15 protein-coding genes and 1 riboswitch are annotated in these 16,484 nt (G+C 68.9%); of the genes, 8 read left to right on the forward strand and 7 right to left on the reverse strand.

What is annotated here, in order from left to right; genetic code table 11:
- Nucleotides 1–51: 51 nt before the first annotated feature.
- The 5 genes from ACWF5H_RS03690 (at nucleotide 52) to ACWF5H_RS03710 (ending at nucleotide 7,901) form a co-directional block, all read left to right on the forward strand.
- Nucleotides 52–1,386: an MFS transporter gene (locus ACWF5H_RS03690; protein WP_452034919.1), complete on the forward strand. Its 1,335-nt coding sequence runs from the start codon at nucleotides 52–54 to the stop codon at nucleotides 1,384–1,386.
- 69 nt (nucleotides 1,387–1,455) lie between these two features.
- Nucleotides 1,456–1,968, forward strand: a complete 513-nt coding sequence (locus ACWF5H_RS03695) for a mycothiol transferase (RefSeq protein ID WP_452034921.1) — start codon at nucleotides 1,456–1,458, stop codon at nucleotides 1,966–1,968.
- 106 nt (nucleotides 1,969–2,074) lie between these two features.
- A riboswitch (glycine riboswitch) is annotated at nucleotides 2,075–2,175 on the forward strand.
- A gap of 172 nt (nucleotides 2,176–2,347) precedes the next feature.
- A complete protein-coding gene (gene gcvP / locus ACWF5H_RS03700; protein ID WP_452034922.1) occupies nucleotides 2,348–5,221 on the forward strand; it encodes an aminomethyl-transferring glycine dehydrogenase in 2,874 nt (957 codons plus the stop codon).
- A 16-nt stretch (nucleotides 5,222–5,237) separates the two neighbouring features.
- Nucleotides 5,238–6,386 (forward strand): glycine cleavage system aminomethyltransferase GcvT, encoded by a 1,149-nt coding sequence (gene gcvT / locus ACWF5H_RS03705; RefSeq protein WP_452034924.1) that lies wholly within the window; start codon nucleotides 5,238–5,240, stop codon nucleotides 6,384–6,386.
- An 87-nt stretch (nucleotides 6,387–6,473) separates the two neighbouring features.
- Nucleotides 6,474–7,901, forward strand: a complete 1,428-nt coding sequence (locus ACWF5H_RS03710) for an L-serine ammonia-lyase (RefSeq protein ID WP_452034926.1) — start codon at nucleotides 6,474–6,476, stop codon at nucleotides 7,899–7,901.
- On the opposite strand, the gene ACWF5H_RS03715 is transcribed toward ACWF5H_RS03710, so the two are convergent.
- Nucleotides 7,898–8,563, reverse strand: coding sequence for a hypothetical protein (locus ACWF5H_RS03715; RefSeq protein WP_452034927.1), 666 nt, complete (start codon nucleotides 8,561–8,563; stop codon nucleotides 7,898–7,900). The two genes, ACWF5H_RS03710 and ACWF5H_RS03715, sit on opposite strands and share 4 nt — an antisense overlap.
- Before the next feature lie 260 nt (nucleotides 8,564–8,823).
- On the opposite strand from ACWF5H_RS03715, the gene ACWF5H_RS03720 reads away from it, so the two are divergent.
- The 3 genes from ACWF5H_RS03720 to ACWF5H_RS03730 all read left to right on the forward strand — a co-directional run bounded on the left by ACWF5H_RS03720 (nucleotide 8,824) and on the right by ACWF5H_RS03730 (nucleotide 12,579).
- Complete coding sequence (locus tag ACWF5H_RS03720; protein ID WP_452034929.1) at nucleotides 8,824–10,170, forward strand: NAD(P)/FAD-dependent oxidoreductase; 1,347 nt, start codon at nucleotides 8,824–8,826, stop codon at nucleotides 10,168–10,170.
- Between the two features lie 166 nt (nucleotides 10,171–10,336).
- Nucleotides 10,337–11,605 carry an MFS transporter gene (locus ACWF5H_RS03725; protein WP_452034931.1) on the forward strand — a complete coding sequence of 423 codons (1,269 nt, stop codon included), beginning with the start codon at nucleotides 10,337–10,339 and terminating at the stop codon, nucleotides 11,603–11,605.
- A 68-nt stretch (nucleotides 11,606–11,673) separates the two neighbouring features.
- Nucleotides 11,674–12,579 carry an aldo/keto reductase gene (locus ACWF5H_RS03730; protein ID WP_452034932.1) on the forward strand — a complete coding sequence of 302 codons (906 nt, stop codon included), beginning with the start codon at nucleotides 11,674–11,676 and terminating at the stop codon, nucleotides 12,577–12,579.
- Nucleotides 12,580–12,620: 41 nt separating this feature from the next.
- On the opposite strand, the gene ACWF5H_RS03735 is transcribed toward ACWF5H_RS03730, so the two are convergent.
- The 6 genes from ACWF5H_RS03735 to ACWF5H_RS03760 all read right to left on the reverse strand — a co-directional run bounded on the left by ACWF5H_RS03735 (nucleotide 12,621) and on the right by ACWF5H_RS03760 (nucleotide 16,473).
- Nucleotides 12,621–13,472: a DNA-3-methyladenine glycosylase family protein gene (locus ACWF5H_RS03735; RefSeq protein ID WP_452034934.1), complete on the reverse strand. Its 852-nt coding sequence runs from the start codon at nucleotides 13,470–13,472 to the stop codon at nucleotides 12,621–12,623.
- 3 nt (nucleotides 13,473–13,475) lie between these two features.
- Complete coding sequence (locus ACWF5H_RS03740; RefSeq protein ID WP_452034936.1) at nucleotides 13,476–13,868, reverse strand: universal stress protein; 393 nt, start codon at nucleotides 13,866–13,868, stop codon at nucleotides 13,476–13,478.
- Nucleotides 13,869–14,017: 149 nt separating this feature from the next.
- Entirely contained in the window at nucleotides 14,018–14,620 is a 603-nt protein-coding gene (locus ACWF5H_RS03745) for a DNA-3-methyladenine glycosylase I (protein ID WP_452034938.1), read from the reverse strand.
- Between the two features lie 37 nt (nucleotides 14,621–14,657).
- Nucleotides 14,658–15,323: an alpha-ketoglutarate-dependent dioxygenase AlkB family protein gene (locus tag ACWF5H_RS03750; RefSeq protein ID WP_452034939.1), complete on the reverse strand. Its 666-nt coding sequence runs from the start codon at nucleotides 15,321–15,323 to the stop codon at nucleotides 14,658–14,660.
- Nucleotides 15,320–15,952 (reverse strand): methylated-DNA--[protein]-cysteine S-methyltransferase, encoded by a 633-nt coding sequence (locus ACWF5H_RS03755; protein ID WP_452034940.1) that lies wholly within the window; start codon nucleotides 15,950–15,952, stop codon nucleotides 15,320–15,322. The genes ACWF5H_RS03750 and ACWF5H_RS03755 overlap by 4 nt, the downstream gene beginning before the upstream one ends.
- A complete protein-coding gene (locus ACWF5H_RS03760) occupies nucleotides 15,949–16,473 on the reverse strand; it encodes an RNA polymerase sigma factor (RefSeq protein WP_452034941.1) in 525 nt (174 codons plus the stop codon). Before ACWF5H_RS03760 ends, ACWF5H_RS03755 begins: the two co-directional genes overlap by 4 nt.
- Nucleotides 16,474–16,484: the final 11 nt, after the last annotated feature.

Raw genomic sequence — 16,484 nt, forward strand, 5'->3', positions numbered from 1 at the left:
CGCTCCAGCCAAGGCCCGGCGCCCCGGAAGACCTCCCCGTTTAGTGGCCGCTTGACCGTCCTCGCCGGCATCCTGCTGCTCGCGCTGAGCCTGCGGCTGGCCGTCTCCGGCGTCTCGCCGGTGCTGGCGGGCATTGCCGCAGAGCTGCCATTCGGCACCGCCTCCACCGGCGTTCTGGGCATGTTGCCCACCGCGGCCTTTGCCGCCGCGGGGTTCGCCGTGCCGGTTCTGGTGCGGCGGATCGGCTTGGAAGTCCTGCTGCTAGTGGCCATCGTCATGGCCGCGGTGGGCCAGCTGGGCCGGGCGATGGCCTCCGATGTGCCGTCCTTCCTGGTCCTGTCCGGCCTGACCATGGCCGGCTACGGCGTCGGCAACATCCTTCTGCCCCCGTTGGTGAAGCGCTATTTCCCCGACCGAATCGGCCTCATCACCGCGCTCTACGTGACGCTGCTGGCGGTCAGTACCGCGTTCAGCCCGCTGCTGGCCGTGCCGCTCGAGGAGGCAGCCGGTTGGCGTTTCTCGATCGGGGTCTGGGCGGCCGTGAGCGTGGCGGCCCTGGTGCCGTGGCTGGTCACCGCATGGACAGAACATTCCCGGCGCAAGATTTCACGCCTGGTGCTGCAGCCCTACCGGCCCGGGGGCCTGGAGCCGGATCAGGACGACGGGGCGCAGGCGCGTCATGCCTTGGCCGTGGCAGGGGTGGGCGGAGCCGGTGCGTCTTCCGTGGCGGGCCTGGACGGTCCCGCGCCAGGTCCGCCGGCCACAGTGCAAGCCACCACCGCAACCACCAGAACGACGGCGGTGCGCGTCTGGCGTTCGCCGCTCGCCTGGGGCCTGGCTTTGGTGTTCGCCGGGACCTCGTCGAACACGTTCTCGATGTTCACGTGGCTGCCGCCGCTGCTGGTGGACAGCGGAATGTTGCCGCCCATGGCGGGCACCATGCTGGCCTATTACGCCATTCTGGCCCTGCCGACCAGCCTGCTGGTGCCGCTGATCGCGGCGCGGCTGCGCAATCCGCTGGGACTGGGCCTGCTCTTCATCGGCTTCTATGCGGCCGGCTACGCCGGCCTGCTGTTGTCGCCGTCGTTCGGCACCTGGCTCTGGATTACCCTGGCCGGCCTGGGCCAAGGCACCTTCGCGCTGGCCCTGCTGCTGGTCAACCTGCGGACCCGGACCACGGCCGGCGCCGGTGCACTGTCCGGGTTCGCGCAAGGGATCGGCTACACGGTCGCCTGCGCCGGTCCGCTGGCCTTCGGACTGCTGCGCGACGTCAGCGGCGACTGGGCGGCTTCCTTCGGCCTGCTGGGCGCCGCCCTTCTTCTGCTGGCGGTGGGCCTGGTCATCGTGGGCCGGCCGCGCTATCTGGAAGACGCGGCCCGGGACTGATGCGGCTGCCCGTTCCCCGGGCGGCCCGGCGCCGGTAGGCTGGCGCACAGTCCGCCACGAGGAGGCACCATGAAGTTCAATGACCTGCTGGCCGATGCCTACGGGCGGATCCAGGAACGGGTCCACCACGTGCTGGAAGGTATGGACGCCGACCAGTTGGCTGCCCGGCCGGGCGGCGACAGCAACTCGATCGCCTGGCTCGTCTGGCATTTGACCCGCATCCAGGACGATCACATTGCCGACGTCGCAGGCACCCGGCAGTACTGGCTCGCGGGCTGGTGGGAGCGCTTCGACCTGCCGCTGGCCGAGAAGGACCACGGCTACGGCCATACGTCCGAGCAGGTGGCGGCCGTCCGGGTGGAATCGGCCGACCTGCTGCGCGACTATTACGACGACGTGCATGCGGGCACGCTGAGCTATCTGGCCGGGCTGACCGAGGACGATCTGGACCGGATTGTTGATACCCGGTGGGACCCGCACGTGAAGCTGGGCGTCCGGCTGGTGAGCGTCCTGGACGACTGCCTGGAGCACATCGGCCAGGCCGCGTACATCAAGGGCATGCTCGCCCGCGGGGAAGTCTAGCGGGCTGGGCCGGCTGACCGTGCCGGCTCCGGCACGGTCATCACCTTGTTGCCCGCCAACGGCTGGACTACCATACAAGGAGTTAGAAACAACTGCATACAGCCTTCGACATGCGGCGGGAGAGTCCTGCTGAGCACTAGGTCAGCAGGCGCCGTAGGAGCAATACCTCCCCAGGAATCTCTCAGGCCCCTGTACCGCCGCGGAGAGGCAACTCTGGAAAGCAGCCGGACCGTCAAAGGACCGGCTCACCGACGGTGCAAGCAGGAACCGGCCCCGGGCCGTCCGCCTGCGGAATCTCTCAGGTCCAGTCACAGAGCGGGGAGGAACCCTTCACTACCGGTATGGCCACCCCATGCCGGGGATCAACTGGAGTTCCTCAATGACGGCTAAAGCCAACCTCGACACCCGGCCCGGCAGCACTTCCTTCGCAGACCGCCACATCGGTCCGCGCCGGAACGACGCGGAAGCCATGCTCAAGCAGTTGGGCTACGGAAGCATCGACGATCTGGTGGACGCTGCGGTGCCCGCAAACATCCGCCAGCAGGAACCGCTGGCCCTACCCGCCGCCCGCAGCGAGGCCCAGGTCCTGGGCGACCTGCGCGCGCTGGCCGCCAAGAACGTGACGGCCGTGCAGATGATCGGCCAAGGCTACTACGACACCATCACTCCGGCCGTGATCCGCCGCAACGTGGTGGAGGCCCCGGCCTGGTACACCGCCTACACCCCGTACCAGCCGGAAATCTCGCAGGGCCGGCTGGAGGCGCTGCTGAACTTCCAGACCATGGTGCAGGACCTCACCGCGCTGCCGATCGCCAACGCCTCGCTGCTGGACGAAGCCACCGCCGTGGCCGAAGCCGTGCTGCTGATGCGCCGCTCCAACAAATCCAAGGCCGCCGGCAAGACCGTGCTGGACGCGGACCTGCTGCCGCAGACCATCGCCGTCGTCAAGGGCCGGGCCAAGGCGCTGGACTTCGAGGTGGAGGTGGCCGACCTCGCCGCCGGGCTGCCCGACGGGGACATTTCCGGCATCGTGCTGCAGCAGCCGGGAGCCTCCGGCCGCGTCTTCGACCACGCCCCGGTGATCGCACAGGCCAAGGAACGCGGCGCCATGGTTACCGTGGCCGCAGACCTGCTGGCGCTGACCCTGATCACGCCGCCGGGGGAGCAGGGTGCGGACATCGCCGTCGGCAATACCCAGCGCTTCGGCGTCCCGCTGTTCTTCGGCGGCCCGCATGCCGCTTACATGGCCGTGCGCAAGGGACTTGAGCGCTCGCTGCCCGGACGCCTGGTTGGTGTCTCCAAGGACGACGCCGGCCGCCCCGCCTACCGCCTGGCGCTGCAGACCCGCGAGCAGCACATCCGCCGCGAGAAGGCCACCTCCAACATCTGCACCGCGCAGGCGTTGCTGGCCGTCGTGGCCAGCATGTACGCGGTCTACCACGGCCCCGAGGGGCTGAAGGCGATTGCGCAGCACACCAACGAGGCCGCCCGCACCCTCGCCGGCGCGCTCACCGGCGCCGGCTTCAGCCTGGTTGCCGACCAGTTCTTCGACACCCTCACGGTGAAGGCTCCGGGCAAGGCCGCGGAGATCGCCGCCGCCGCCGAGGCCAAGGGCGTGAACCTGCGCCGCATCGACGCCGACCACGTGGGCATTTCCACCGATGAAACGACGACGGCGGAGCACCTCGCCCTGGTCGCGGAGGCCTTCGGCGTAGAGGACGCGGCCGGCAAGACCGCCGAGGCCGCCGCTGGCTTCGAGCTGCCGGAAGACCTGCTGCGCAGCTCCTCCTACCTGGACCACCCGGTGTTCCACAGCTACCGCTCCGAAACCCGGATGCTGCGCTACCTGCGCCGGCTGTCCGACCGCGACCTGGCGCTGGACCGGACCATGATCCCGCTGGGCTCCTGCACCATGAAGCTGAACGCCACGGCGGAAATGGAGGCGATGACCTGGCCGGAATTCGCCTCCATCCATCCGTTCGCTCCCGCCAGCCAGACCGCCGGCTGGCGCGAACTGATCGCCGACCTGGAAGACCGGCTCGCCGCGATCACCGGCTACGCGGGCGTCTCGATCCAGCCCAACGCCGGCTCGCAGGGCGAATACGCCGGCCTGCTCGCCATCCGCCGCTACCACCTGGCCAACGGCGACGACCAGCGCGATGTCTGCCTGATCCCCGCCTCCGCACACGGCACCAACGCGGCCTCGGCCGTGCTGGCCGGGATGAAGGTAGTGGTGGTCGCCACCGCACTGGACGGCACCATCGACCACGCCGACCTGCGCGCCAAGATCGACCAGCATGCAGACGCGCTCTCCGCCATCATGATCACCTACCCGTCCACGCACGGGGTGTATGACGCCGATGTGCGCGACGTCTGCGACGCGGTGCACGCGGCCGGCGGCCAGGTCTACATTGACGGCGCCAACCTCAACGCGTTGGTTGGACTGGCCCAGCCGGGCAAGTTCGGCGGCGATGTCTCGCACCTGAACCTGCACAAGACCTTCTGCATCCCGCACGGCGGCGGTGGCCCCGGCGTCGGCCCGGTGGCCGTGGCCGAGCACCTGGTGCCGTTCCTGCCCGGCAACGCCGCGTTGGCGGAGCATGAGGGCAAGGGCGTTCCGGTCTCCGCCACCGAGTACGGCTCGGCCGGCGTGCTGCCGATCTCTTGGGCTTATGTAGCCATGATGGGCGCCGAGGGGCTGACCGAGGCAACCAAGAGTGCGCTGCTGGCCGCCAACTACGTGGCCAAGCGGCTGAACGAGCACTTCCCGGTGCTCTACACCGGCAATGACGGCCTGGTGGCGCACGAATGCATCCTGGACCTGCGCGAACTGACCGCCAAGTCCGGCGTGACCGCCGAAGATGTGGCCAAGCGCCTGATCGACTACGGTTTCCACGCGCCCACGCTGTCCTTCCCGGTGGCCGGCACGCTGATGGTGGAACCCACCGAGTCCGAGGACCTGGAAGAGATCGAGCGGTTCATCGACGCGATGATCTCGATCCGGGGCGAAATCGACCAGGTGCTCAACGGTGACTTCCCGCTGGAGAACAGCCCGCTGCGGCTGGCCCCGCACACCACCGCGGCCGTGATCAGCTCCGACTGGGACCGTCCCTACACCCGCGAACAGGCCGCCTTCCCGGTCCACGGCCTGCAAGTGGACAAGTACTTCGCTCCGGTGGGACGGATCGACGGCGCCGCCGGCGACCGCCACCTGATCTGCTCCTGCCCGCCGCCCGAAGCTTTCGAGAACTAGGAAAGGTCTGCACCCCTTGACTACCGAGACCACCACGCCCCGACACACCGCGCTCTACGAGGAACACGAGCGGCTGGGTGCTTCCTTCACCGACTTCGGCGGCTGGATGATGCCGCTGAAGTACAGCAGCGAACTGGCCGAGCACCATGCCGTGCGCAACAGCGCCGGGCTGTTCGACCTCTCGCACATGGGCGAAGTCTGGATTACCGGCCCGGAAGCCGGAAAATTCCTGGACTACGCCCTGGTCGGCAAGCTCTCCGCCGTCGCCGAGGGCCGGGCCAAGTATTCGCTGATCTGCAACGCCGACGGCGGGATCATCGACGACCTGATCATCTACCGGCGTCCCGCGAACCAGGATGGGGACCGCTACCTGGTGGTGCCCAACGCCGGCAACGCCCCGACGGTCGCCGCGGAGCTGGCGGCGCGGGCGAAGGGCTTCGACGTCACCGTGGAAGACGCCACCGCCAACACCTCGCTGGTGGCCGTCCAAGGCCCCAAGTCGGTGGAGATCCTGCTCCAGCTCGTGTCGGCGGCTCAGCACGCCACCGTGCGGGAGATGAAGTACTACTCTGCTGACGAGGTGGACTTCACCGTGGCCGGAGCGCCGCTGAAGCTGCTGCTGGCCCGCACCGGCTACACCGGTGAGGACGGCTTCGAGATCTACGTCCCGAACGCCAACGCCGGCTCGCTCTGGAACGCCCTGCTGGAAGCCGGGCAGAGCGCGGACCTGCTGCCGGCCGGACTGGCCTGCCGCGATTCGCTCCGGCTGGAAGCCGGCATGCCGCTGTACGGCAACGAACTCAGCCTGCAGGCCAGCCCCTTCGACGCCGGGCTGGGCGGTGTGGTCTCGCTCAAGAAGGACAGCGACTTCGTAGGCCGCGCGGCGCTTGAGGCGCAGAAGGAAAAGGGCTCGGCCCGCAAACTGGTGGGCCTCAAGGGCGCCGGCCGGCGCGCCGGCCGCTCCCATTACCCGGTGCTGAAGGACGGCCGGACCATCGGCGAAGTCACCTCCGGCCAGCCCAGCCCCACGCTCGGCTACCCGATCGCGCTGGCCTACGTGGACGCCGAGTTCGCCGAGCCCGGAACCCGGGTGGACGTGGACCTGCGCGGCAAGCCGGAGCCGTTCGACGTCGTCGAACTGCCCTTCTACCGGCGGGAACAGTAGCCGCTCCCGCCACCAAGGCACCTGCCGTCCCCGCCTCCGCGGGGACGGCACCGCCGTACCTCCCACTCGCGTTAGGACAGGGAAGACATGGCTGTAGGCGTTTTTGACCTTTTCTCCGTGGGCATCGGCCCCTCCAGTTCGCACACGGTGGGCCCCATGCGGGCCGCGGCCGTGTTCGTGCGCGAGGTGGTCGACGCCGGCCTGCTGGAGAAGGCGGGCGGGCTCCGCGTGGACCTGTACGGTTCGCTGGCCGCCACCGGCCGCGGCCACGGCACCTTCACCGCCGTGCTGCTGGGACTGGAGGGCTTCGAACCGGAGGCCATCCTGCCGCAGCAAGTGGAGGAGCGGCTGGCGGACATCGCCGCGACCGGCCGGCTGCAGTTGGGCGGGGAAGTGCCCGGCGCCACCGCGCGGCCACTCGAGTACGGCGTGCAGGACATGGTGCTGCACCCGCTGACGGTGCTGCCCCGGCACACCAACGGCATGCGCTTCCAGATGCTGGCAGCAGCGGACGACGGCGATGCCCAGGTTCTGCACGAAGCCACCTTTTTCTCCGTGGGAGGAGGGTTTATTGTCCGCGACGGCGAGGAGGAAGCGGCCCAGGAAGAACTGGAGTCCTCCAAAAAGCAGCTGCCCTATCCGTTCCGCACCGCGGCCGAACTGCTGGAACATTGCCGCAGCACCGGCCTGAACATCAGCGACATCATGATGCTCAACGAGCAGGATGCCCGCCCGCGCGAGGAGATCGAGGCCGGGCTGGTGCATATCTTCGATGTGATGGAGGAATGCAAGGATTCGGCGATCCGCCGCGAAGGGGACCTGCCCGGCGGGCTGAACGTGCGCCGTCGTGCCCCCGGATGGCATGAGCGGCTGCGCAAGGAAGACCCCCACCGGGACCACAAGTACTGGCAGGAATGGGTCAACCTCGTGGCGCTGGCCGTGAACGAGGAAAACGCCTCCGGCGGCCGGGTGGTTACCGCACCCACCAACGGCGCCGCCGGGATCATCCCGGCCGTGCTGTTCTACGCCACCCACTACGCCCCGGGGATGGAGCACGCCACCCGCGAGGACAAGGAACAGGTGGTGGTGAAGTTCCTGCTCACCGCGGGCGCCGTCGGCGTCCTCTACAAGGAACAAGCCTCCATCTCCGGCGCCGAAGTCGGCTGCCAGGGCGAGGTCGGGTCGGCGTCGTCGATGGCGGCGGCGGGCCTGGCCGAGGTGCTCGGCGGAACCCCCATGCAAGTGGAGAACGCGGCCGAGATCGCCATGGAGCACAACCTGGGCCTGACCTGCGATCCGATCGGCGGGCTGGTGCAGATCCCGTGCATCGAGCGGAATGCGATCGGGGCGGCCAAAGCCGTGAACGCGGCCAAAATGGCGCTGATGGGCGACGGCACGCACCGGGTGTCATTGGACCAGGTGATCGTGACCATGCGCGAGACCGGACGGGACATGAGCGACAAGTACAAGGAGACCGCCACCGGTGGCCTCGCCGTCAACGTGGTGGAGTGCTAGGACGCCAAATCATCCAGATGTCCGTTCGGGCTGTCCCGGCCTGACCGGCCCCCACTTGGCGGGCCGGACGGACGCCGCGGCGGCATCGGCGGCCGGCGGGGAACCTGTGGCTTCTGCGCGGCACCGGGAACCCTGCTGGGCAAACGTTTGACCGGCTGCTGCTCCCCGGCGTCAGCCTGCCGCGCGGTGTGTGGACGCAGTTGTTCCCCGGCTCCGCGCCATTGCCGCGCACCCGAACGGAGCTGACTTACGCCGGCCTTGGTGGCGGTGCCGAGCCCGCTGGCCGCCGGACCCAGCCTGCTGCCCAGCTCTTTGGCCCGGCCGGCCGCGGCCGCCCACGGAAGTGCGGCGACGGCCGAGCCGGCGGAGCGGGCCGCCATGGACAGCCGTTCCCCGGTGGCCCGGCGATCTTCCGCGGCAGGCCGATGGAGCAGCATGAAGATGGCCGCGAGCAGGCCAATCGGGATGGAGACCAACACGGCCACGGCGCCTGCGTACATTGCCAGGAAAAGTTTGGTGGGGGAGTCGAACATGCCCGCGACGAACGCGGCGGCGCCCAGCAGCAGCCAAAGCCAGAAAATGGCTACGCAGATCAGCGTGGTGCGTGCCCGGCGGTAGGTACGGAGCGACCGCCCGCGCACCGTGTGCTTTGCCGCCTCCACCGCTTCCTGCTCCCCCGAAACAGCCCCACTGACGGAGGCACTTGAGCACATTGTAGGTCGCTGCCGGCGCCGGAACCGGCAGGGCACGCCGGTGGGTTGGCCCGCGGGAATGCCGCCTTGCCGGCGGCTGCGCCCGGACCGAGGGTTTAGCTGCGCCCGGTCCGGTGTTAGTGTGGCCGCAGGCCGGGCCGGAAGGCTTCCGGCGAAGGATGCACCAGGACCACTGAATCACTGTCCACAACAGGGAGGGAGCCTGGACTATGTCCACTTCAGCGACGCCTCACATTCTCATCTTGGGCGGCGGTTACGTCGGCCTGTACACGGCGTGGGGGATCCGCAAGCGGTTGGGGCCGGAGGCGGCCCGGATTACCGTAGTTGAGCCGAACTCGTACATGACGTACCAGCCGCTGCTGCCCGAAGTCGGCGGCGGCGAAATCGAACCGCGGATCGTCACCGTCAACCTGCGCAGTGCGCTCAAGAACGTGGACATTGTCCGCGGCAAGCTCGTCTCGCTGGACGTCCAGGCCAAAACGGCCGAGCTGAGTGAAATCGGCGGCGGTGAACGCTCGCTGGACTACGACCAAGTGGTGTTCGCCGTCGGCGCGGTGACCAGGACGTTCCCCACTCCGGGGCTGGACGAACACGGCGTCGGCTTCAAGACCGTGGAAGAGGCCATTTACTGCCGGGACAAGGTGCTGGACAACGTGGCCCTGGCGGCCGGCACCAGCGACCCGGAAGAGCGGGCCAAGGCACTCACCTTCGTGGTGGTCGGCGGCGGCTATACCGGTGTCGAAGCGCTGACGGAACTGAGCGATCTGTCCAAGCTCGCCGTGGACGCACATCCGGAGTTGGACCGCTCCCAGTTGCGCTGGGTGCTGATCGAAGCGCTGGACCGGGTGGCTCCCGAAGTGGGGCCGGATCTGTCCAAGTGGACGCTGGGCCACTTGCGCGAGCGCGGCGTGGACGTGCGGCTGAAGACCACCATGCCGTCCTGCGAAGACTCGGTCGCCGAACTCAGCACCGGAGAACGCATTCCGGCCGGGCTGATCATCTGGACGGCCGGCATGAAGCCCAACCCGGTGCTGGACGACACCAATGTCCCGCGCGGGCCGAAGGGGCACGTGAACGCGAACGCCCGGTTGCAGGTCATCGATGACGCCGGCCAGGTGGTCCACGGGGCATGGGCCGCCGGCGACTGCGCCCAGGTGCCCGATCTGGCCGCCGAACAGCAACCCGCCTACTGCCCGCCGAACGCCCAGCACGCCGTGCGCCAAGCAAAGGTGCTGGCCCAGAACGTGGTCAACGCGGTGCAGGGCCAAGGGCCGGCGGAGTACCGGCACAAGACCTTGGGAACGGTTGCGACCTACGGCGTGGGCCGGGGCGCGGCCAAGATCCTGGGCCGCGATATCAAGGGCAAGCCGGCCTGGTACGCGGCGATGGGCTACCACGGCTTGGCGCTGCCCACCTGGATCCACAAGTGGCGCCTGCTGGCCGGCTGGAGTTCGCTGATCCTGGGCGACCGTGACATCACCTCGATGGGCGCCACCCGGCATCCGCGGCGGGCCTTCGTGGATGCGCATGCGGATACGCAGAAGGGCAAGAAATAGGACCGCTGCTAGCCACCTGAGTCCGGCGCACCGGCGCGGGAAAAGGTGAGCTAACTCTCCATTGTTACGGTGCAGGCCCGGACTGCCGCGACACCTGCCGCGGGGAAGAGCCGGCACTGGGAGTACCCTGCTGGACGGAGCCCGATCCGCCAGCAAGGAGTGCAGCATGTCCAAACAGCCCAGCGGCGCGCTGCTTTTTGTCCTCACGTGCGCCATGGGCGTGGGCCCGCTGCTCAACTACGGCCTAAGCACCGTCAGCCCGCTGGTCATCGAGGACCTGGACATCAGCGAGGGCCAGTTCGGCCTGCTGGCCACCGCCATCTTCGCCAGCGCCGCGGTATGCAGCATGTGGCTGGGGAAACTCAGCGACCGGATCTCCAACCGTGCCCAGCTGGTGCTGATCTTTGCCGGCACGGCCATGGCCCTGGTGCTCGCATCGTTGGCCCACAGTTACCTGGTTTTGGTGATCGCAGCGCTGCTGGCCGGTCCCGCCCAGGCCATCTCCAACCCGACCACCAACCGCATCATCATCGCGCAGGTTCCTGCGCACAAGCGGCCCGGCTGGATCGGCGTGAAGCAGTCCGGCGTCCAAGGCAGCCAGCTGTTCGCCGGCCTGTTCTTCCCCATCGTCGCCCTGTGGGCCGGCTGGCAGGGCGCCACCGCGCTGGCCGCCGTGGTCGCCGTCGGGCTGCTGCTCTACGGCCTGCGCAAACTCCCGGAAAACCCCCTGACGACGGCGGCGCACGCCCCGTCCGCAGCCACTGGGCCGCCGCGAGTCACGCCGCCTGGTGCCGGCTCCGCCTCGGCCCGGTCCGCGGCAACGCCGGAGGGTTCCGGTGCACAGGGCCGGTTCCCGCTCTCGGTCTGGCTGTTCGCCGGCTACTCCCTGCTCGCCGGCCTGGGCATGCAGGCCACCAACGTCTACCTGCCGCTGTTCACCGTCCGGGAACTGGGCTTCAGCCTGGTCATGGGCGGCGTGGCAGCGGGTGTGTCGGGCGTCGTCGGTGTGACCTCCCGCGTGCTGTGGGGGCGGCGGATGGCCAAGGGCGTGCGGGCCTCCACCCTGCTCATCCTGCTGGGGATCGGCGCGCTCGCCGGGGCGGCTGCCTTCCTCGCGGCGGGCACGCTGGACGTACCGGCACTGCTCTGGCTGGGTGTGATCCTGCACGGCGCCACCGTGCTGGGTGCCAACGTGGTGGTGATGGCCGGCGTGATGCGCGTGGTTCCGGCCCAACGGGTCGGGGCGGCTTCCGGCATCGTGTCGATGGGAATGTATGCCGGTTTTGCGGCCGGGCCGCTGCTGATGGGACTGCTGCTGGAGGCCACCGGCAACTTCCACATCGGCTGGCTGGTGGTGGGCGCCGGCTACCTGCTGTGCTCGGTGCTGGGGTTCGCCCTGCGCGCCTACGGCAACCGCACCGGCGTCGTTCGCTGAACAATGCCTGGGTCCTCGATAGCCTAGGCTGGATGGTTTGTGGCGGTCCGCTGACCGCGGAAAGGGGCATGGTGAAACGACGCGCGCTAGGACGGTCCGGCTTGCAGGTCTCCGAACTCAGCTTCGGGGCCGGCGGCTACTGGGGAATGAAGGCCTTCCCCGAACGGCAGGCGGCGCAGCTGGTCGATCAGGCCCTCGAAGGCGGCATCACCGTCTTCGACACCGGCCCGAACTACAGCCGCGGCAACGCCGAAGAGCGGCTGGGCCGCATCCTCAAGGGCCGGACGGAGAACCTGGTCATCTCCACGAAAGCGGGATCCCACTGGATCAACAACCGCAATGTGAAGGACTACTCGCCCCAGGCGATTGAAAACAGCGTGCACGCCAGCCTGCGGCGGCTGCAGATCGACCACCTGCCGCTGCTGCATTTCCACGGATTCCCGCACCCGGCCGACCCCGCCATCGAAACGGTGCTGAAGCTCAAGGAGCGGGGGACGGTCGGCGCGCTCGGTGTCTCCACCGGCCGGGGCGGAGCCAAGAAAGCGCTGAAGCTGGGCATCTTCGACGCGCTGATGGTGGAGTACAACATCGTGGACCGTTCGCTGGAGGGTCTGATTTCCGAGGCGCAGGAAGCCGGGGTGGGCGTCAAGCTCAAGTCTCCGCTGGCACAGACCCTGTACTCGCGGGACATCTTCAAGATCGGCGGGCCCAGTGACGTCTGGTACCTGCTCCGGGCGCTCAAGAACCACCGGCACAAGTTTGTCCAGGGACGCAAATACCGGTTCATCAACGACGTCGACGGCCTCGCCGCCAGCGAGATTGCGCTGGCCTTCGCGCTGAACCATCCGGGAGTCTCCAGCGCCGTGATCGGCACGGTGAAGCCGGGCCATCTGCGCTCCAACCTGCGGGTTCCCGATCTCCAGCTGCCGGCGGAATTGCTGGAACGCATTGAACGGGTAGGCGCCCGCGGATGACGCCGCACGGGGACTGACCACGCGCGGCCGCGTCGGGCTGTTTACGGCAGGTAGGCGGAGGCCGTCCAGAGATGGAAGACCGCATAGGCGCGGACCGGGGCCCACGCTTGCCCGATCTCGCGGGCTTGTTTGGCGGTCTTCACCCCAAGTGCCCGTTGCAGCACCAGGTCGCCCTCCGGATACGCGTCGCGGTCGTGCAGCGCGCGAATGGCCAGATACTCGACCGTCCACGGGCCGATGCCGGGCAACGCCAACAAGCGGCGGCGGGTATCGGCGTGGTCGGCGTCAGGGGTGATGCGCAACCCGTCGGCACAGGCTTCGGCCAGGGCCAGAACGGTGCGCGCGCGGGCGTTGGTCAGGCCGACGGCCTCGCGGATGGCGTCTGGTCCGGCTGCCGCCAGCGTCTCCGCGGTGGGGAAGAAGGCCAGGTCCCCAAGCGGGGAGCCGAAGGCGGACACCAGCCGGCCGGTGAAGGTGCGGGCCGCCGCCAGCGACACCTGCTGGCCCACCACGGCGGAGACGGCACCCTCAAAACCGTCCGGATAGCCGAGGATGCGGAGCCCGGGGCGGGCGGCAACCAGCGGGCCGACCACGGCGTCGGCGCCCAACATCGCCGCCACACGCTCCGGTTCCAGCTCCAGATCGAGCCAGCCGCGCACCGCCGTCGTTATCTCCGCCAAGATAGCGGGAGAGTTGCTGCCGACCTTGAGGCTGACGGAGTCAGGCGACAGGGTGGCGGTGACCGGCACCGGGCCGGCGCCGGTGTTGAAGAGGCGGCTGCAGGTGCCGGCCGCTGGATCGACCCGCTCGAGGCCGGGTACCGCATGGGCGGCCAGGGCGGCCAGCGCGGCAGAAACGTCGAACGGGGGAGCCAGCGGCAGGTTGACCTGCATGGATCAGCGGGCCTTGACCGCCAGGACCGGGCAATCGACGGTCAGCAGGATTTCCTGGGCGGTGCTGCCTAAGATGAGTTTGCCCACCGGTGAGCGCCTGCGCAGGCCGATGACCAGCAGCGAGACCGAGAGTTCGTCGACCAGGTCCACAATCTCCTCCACAGCGTCCTTGCCGCGGACGAACTGCTTGAATTCGCTGTCCAGACCGGAGTTGTGCAGTTCCTTCTGGACCCATGACGCGTCGTGGGCGTCCGAGAACGACTCGTCCTTGTGCGTGCCGCCGGGGCTGGCGTTGACGACCACCAGCTTCTCGTTGTTCTGGGTGGCCATCTGGATGCCCTTGCTCAGGGCCGCTCGGCCCTCGGGACGCGGTGCGTAGGCAACAAGAATCGTCAACGTGGTCTCCTTACCGGATAACTCCTGCAGTGTCTGGCTTGCGGCCGGGCGGACACGTCCGGGTCCCGCGAAGCCAGCGGGTGGAACTTATTGTGGCACGCATCTCAGCGTGCGGGCGGATGCATGAAGTGATTGTGAAAGCGCAAGCCTCAGGCCCAGACGCCGGAGGTGCCGCGGCGGTGGCTGTCCACCAGATGGGTGTCGATCATGCCGATGGCCTCCATTAGGGCAAACATGGTGGTGGGCCCGACGAACGCGAAGCCGCGTTTGCGCAGCGCCTTGGACAGCGCGACGGATTCCGATGACGTGGTCGGCACGTCCCCGATGTGGTTCGGCGACGGTGTGCTCTCCGGCTGGAAGGACCAGACGAAGTCGCTCAAACCGCCTTCCGCCCGCAACTCGATGGTGGCGTTGGCGTTGGTGATGGCGGCACGGATCTTGGCGCGGTTGCGCACAATGCCGGCGTCCTGCATCAACCGTTCGACGTCCTCCTCGGTGAACGCGGCGACGGTGTCCACCTGGAAGTCGTGGAAGGCGCTCCGGAAGGCCGGCCGCTTGCGCAGGATGGTGGCCCAGGACAGTCCGGCCTGGAATCCCTCCAGCGTGATGCGCTCATAGACGCCCTGCTCGCCGCGGACCGGCATGCCCCATTCGGTGTCGTAGTACTGGCGCAGCAGCGGATTCGTGGCGGCCCAGGCCGGCCGGGCCAGTCCGTCCTCGCAGAGCACGACGCCGGTAGCGGTTTTCTCCATGGGCCGATTCTCTCCTAGTGCGCCGGGTGGTGGTAGTTCAGCCGAGACCGGTCACCCGCATGGTCACGTTGAGCCGACCTCCGGTCAGCCCGCAGCCGGGGTCGGCGGTGGCCGGGTAGATCTTGGGGACGCCGTGGTAGGCGAACCGGGATGGTCCGCCGAAGACGAACAGGTCCCCGGAACGCAGCCGGAGGTCCGTGTAGGGCTTGGTGCGGGTTTCGGTGTTGCCGAAGCGGAACAGGCAGTCGTCGCCGATGCTGAGCGACACCACGGGGAAGTCCGCCCGCTCGTCCTTGTCCTGGTGCATGCCCATCTTGGCGGTGTCGTCGTAGAAATTGATCAGCGCAGTATCCGGCGCGTAATCCCGGTCCGCGGCCGGGTCCTGGTAGGCGTCCACAAGAGCCCGCCGGCCCCACTCCGCCAGCCAGCCGGGGAAGTCCAGTACGCGCTCGCCGTTCACGTCGTCGGCCGTCCGGGTGTACTTGTATGGCGCCCAGTGCCAGCCCAGGCACAGCGTCCGCACGCTCATCTCGTGTCCGCCCGGCAGCTTGGCCGCCCGGTAGGGGACCGGCCCGCGGCCGAATTCACGGCAGGCTTCGACCAGTTCCCGCTGCTGCTCCACCCTCAGCCAGCCCGGCACATGCACCGCCCCCGGCGCGATCTCGCGGGGACCGGCCGGAGCGTCGGCGAACAGGGTGCTCATGCCGCGGACTCCAGCCCCAGCAAGTAGGCCTTGGCCTCCGGCCCGCCCAGGTAACCGCCGAACGCGCCGTCCGAGCGGAGCACGCGGTGGCAGGGCACGACGACGGGCAGCGGGTTGGTGGCACAGGCGCTGCCCACGGCGCGGACTGCCTTGGGATTCCCGACGGCGGCGGCCACCTGCGCGTAGCTCTCGGTCCGGCCATACGGGATTTCCGGCAGGTGGTTGAGCACCTCCGCGCGGAATCCTTTGGACAACCGCCGGTCCAGCGGCAGGTCGAAGAAGCGCCGCCGGCCCGCGAAGTATTCGTCCAACTGCCGGACGGCCGCTGCCAGACGGACCGGGGAGCGCAGGATGCGCGGGCTGATCGTGCCCGCCAGGCCGGCGAGCACGTCGTCGTGGTGCTCGCTGGCGAAGGCCACACGGACCAGGCCCTCTTCCGTGGTGACCAGCAGCAGCTCTCCGACCGGAGTGTCGGTGGTGGTGTAGGCAAGGTGGACGACGCCGGCGGCCGCCGCCTCGTGTTCCAGCCGGCTATGCAGTCGCTCCAGTTGTGCCGGGTCGAGGCGGGTCAGCACGTCCAGTTCTTCGCCGGCCACAGTGTCCTGGACCGCGGATCCTTCGGCAGTCATCGGAATGCTCCTTCGCTTGCATCGGATGCGGCCACGTCCGCGGCGCGCTGGTGGCCGCGCCGGTAGAACGCCCGCAGTTTGGCCATGCCGTCGGCAGCCGCGCGTCGGACCGCGTCCGTGCTGGAACCGGTGAGTTCGGCGGCCTCGGCGTACGGCAGCCCGGCCAGGTAGTGCAGCGCCACGGCTTCGCGCTGCCGGAGGGGCAGGGCGGCGACGGCCTGGCGCAGTTCGTCGTCGTCATTCCCGGGCAGGCCCAGCGAGGACGGCGATTCGGGCAGGCGCTCGGTGGGCGTCGGGATTCGGGCCCGCCGCCGGACAACGTCGATGGCCTTGCGGTGGGCGATGGTCACCAGCCACGCCTCGTGGTTCGCATCCTGAGGCAACTCAGGGTAGGCCTTGAGCGCGGACAGAAAGGCTTCCGACCACGCGTCTTCGGCATCCGGGCCGGGGCCCAGCACCGCCCGGCAGACGCGCAGCACGGTAGGGCCATGGTCGGTGACCAGCTGCTCGAAGGGTTTCATCTGCACACCCG

The organism is Arthrobacter sp. NPDC055138 (assembly GCF_053607305.1).

Bases quoted from the DNA above. Each gene is read 5' to 3' on its own strand.
- ACWF5H_RS03755 (WP_452034940.1), bottom strand. From the start codon at position 15,952: ATGACTGCCGAAGGATCCGCGGTCCAGGACACTGTGGCCGGCGAAGAA.
- ACWF5H_RS03725 (WP_452034931.1), top strand. From the start codon at position 10,337: ATGTCCAAACAGCCCAGCGGCGCGCTGCTTTTTGTCCTCACGTGCGCC.
- ACWF5H_RS03710 (WP_452034926.1), top strand. From the start codon at position 6,474: ATGGCTGTAGGCGTTTTTGACCTTTTCTCCGTGGGCATCGGCCCCTCC.
- gcvP (WP_452034922.1), top strand. From the start codon at position 2,348: ATGACGGCTAAAGCCAACCTCGACACCCGGCCCGGCAGCACTTCCTTC.
- ACWF5H_RS03730 (WP_452034932.1), top strand. From the start codon at position 11,674: ATGGTGAAACGACGCGCGCTAGGACGGTCCGGCTTGCAGGTCTCCGAA.
- ACWF5H_RS03745 (WP_452034938.1), bottom strand. From the start codon at position 14,620: ATGGAGAAAACCGCTACCGGCGTCGTGCTCTGCGAGGACGGACTGGCC.
- ACWF5H_RS03760 (WP_452034941.1), bottom strand. From the start codon at position 16,473: ATGAAACCCTTCGAGCAGCTGGTCACCGACCATGGCCCTACCGTGCTG.
- ACWF5H_RS03695 (WP_452034921.1), top strand. From the start codon at position 1,456: ATGAAGTTCAATGACCTGCTGGCCGATGCCTACGGGCGGATCCAGGAA.
- ACWF5H_RS03750 (WP_452034939.1), bottom strand. From the start codon at position 15,323: ATGAGCACCCTGTTCGCCGACGCTCCGGCCGGTCCCCGCGAGATCGCG.
- ACWF5H_RS03720 (WP_452034929.1), top strand. From the start codon at position 8,824: ATGTCCACTTCAGCGACGCCTCACATTCTCATCTTGGGCGGCGGTTAC.
- ACWF5H_RS03735 (WP_452034934.1), bottom strand. From the start codon at position 13,472: ATGCAGGTCAACCTGCCGCTGGCTCCCCCGTTCGACGTTTCTGCCGCG.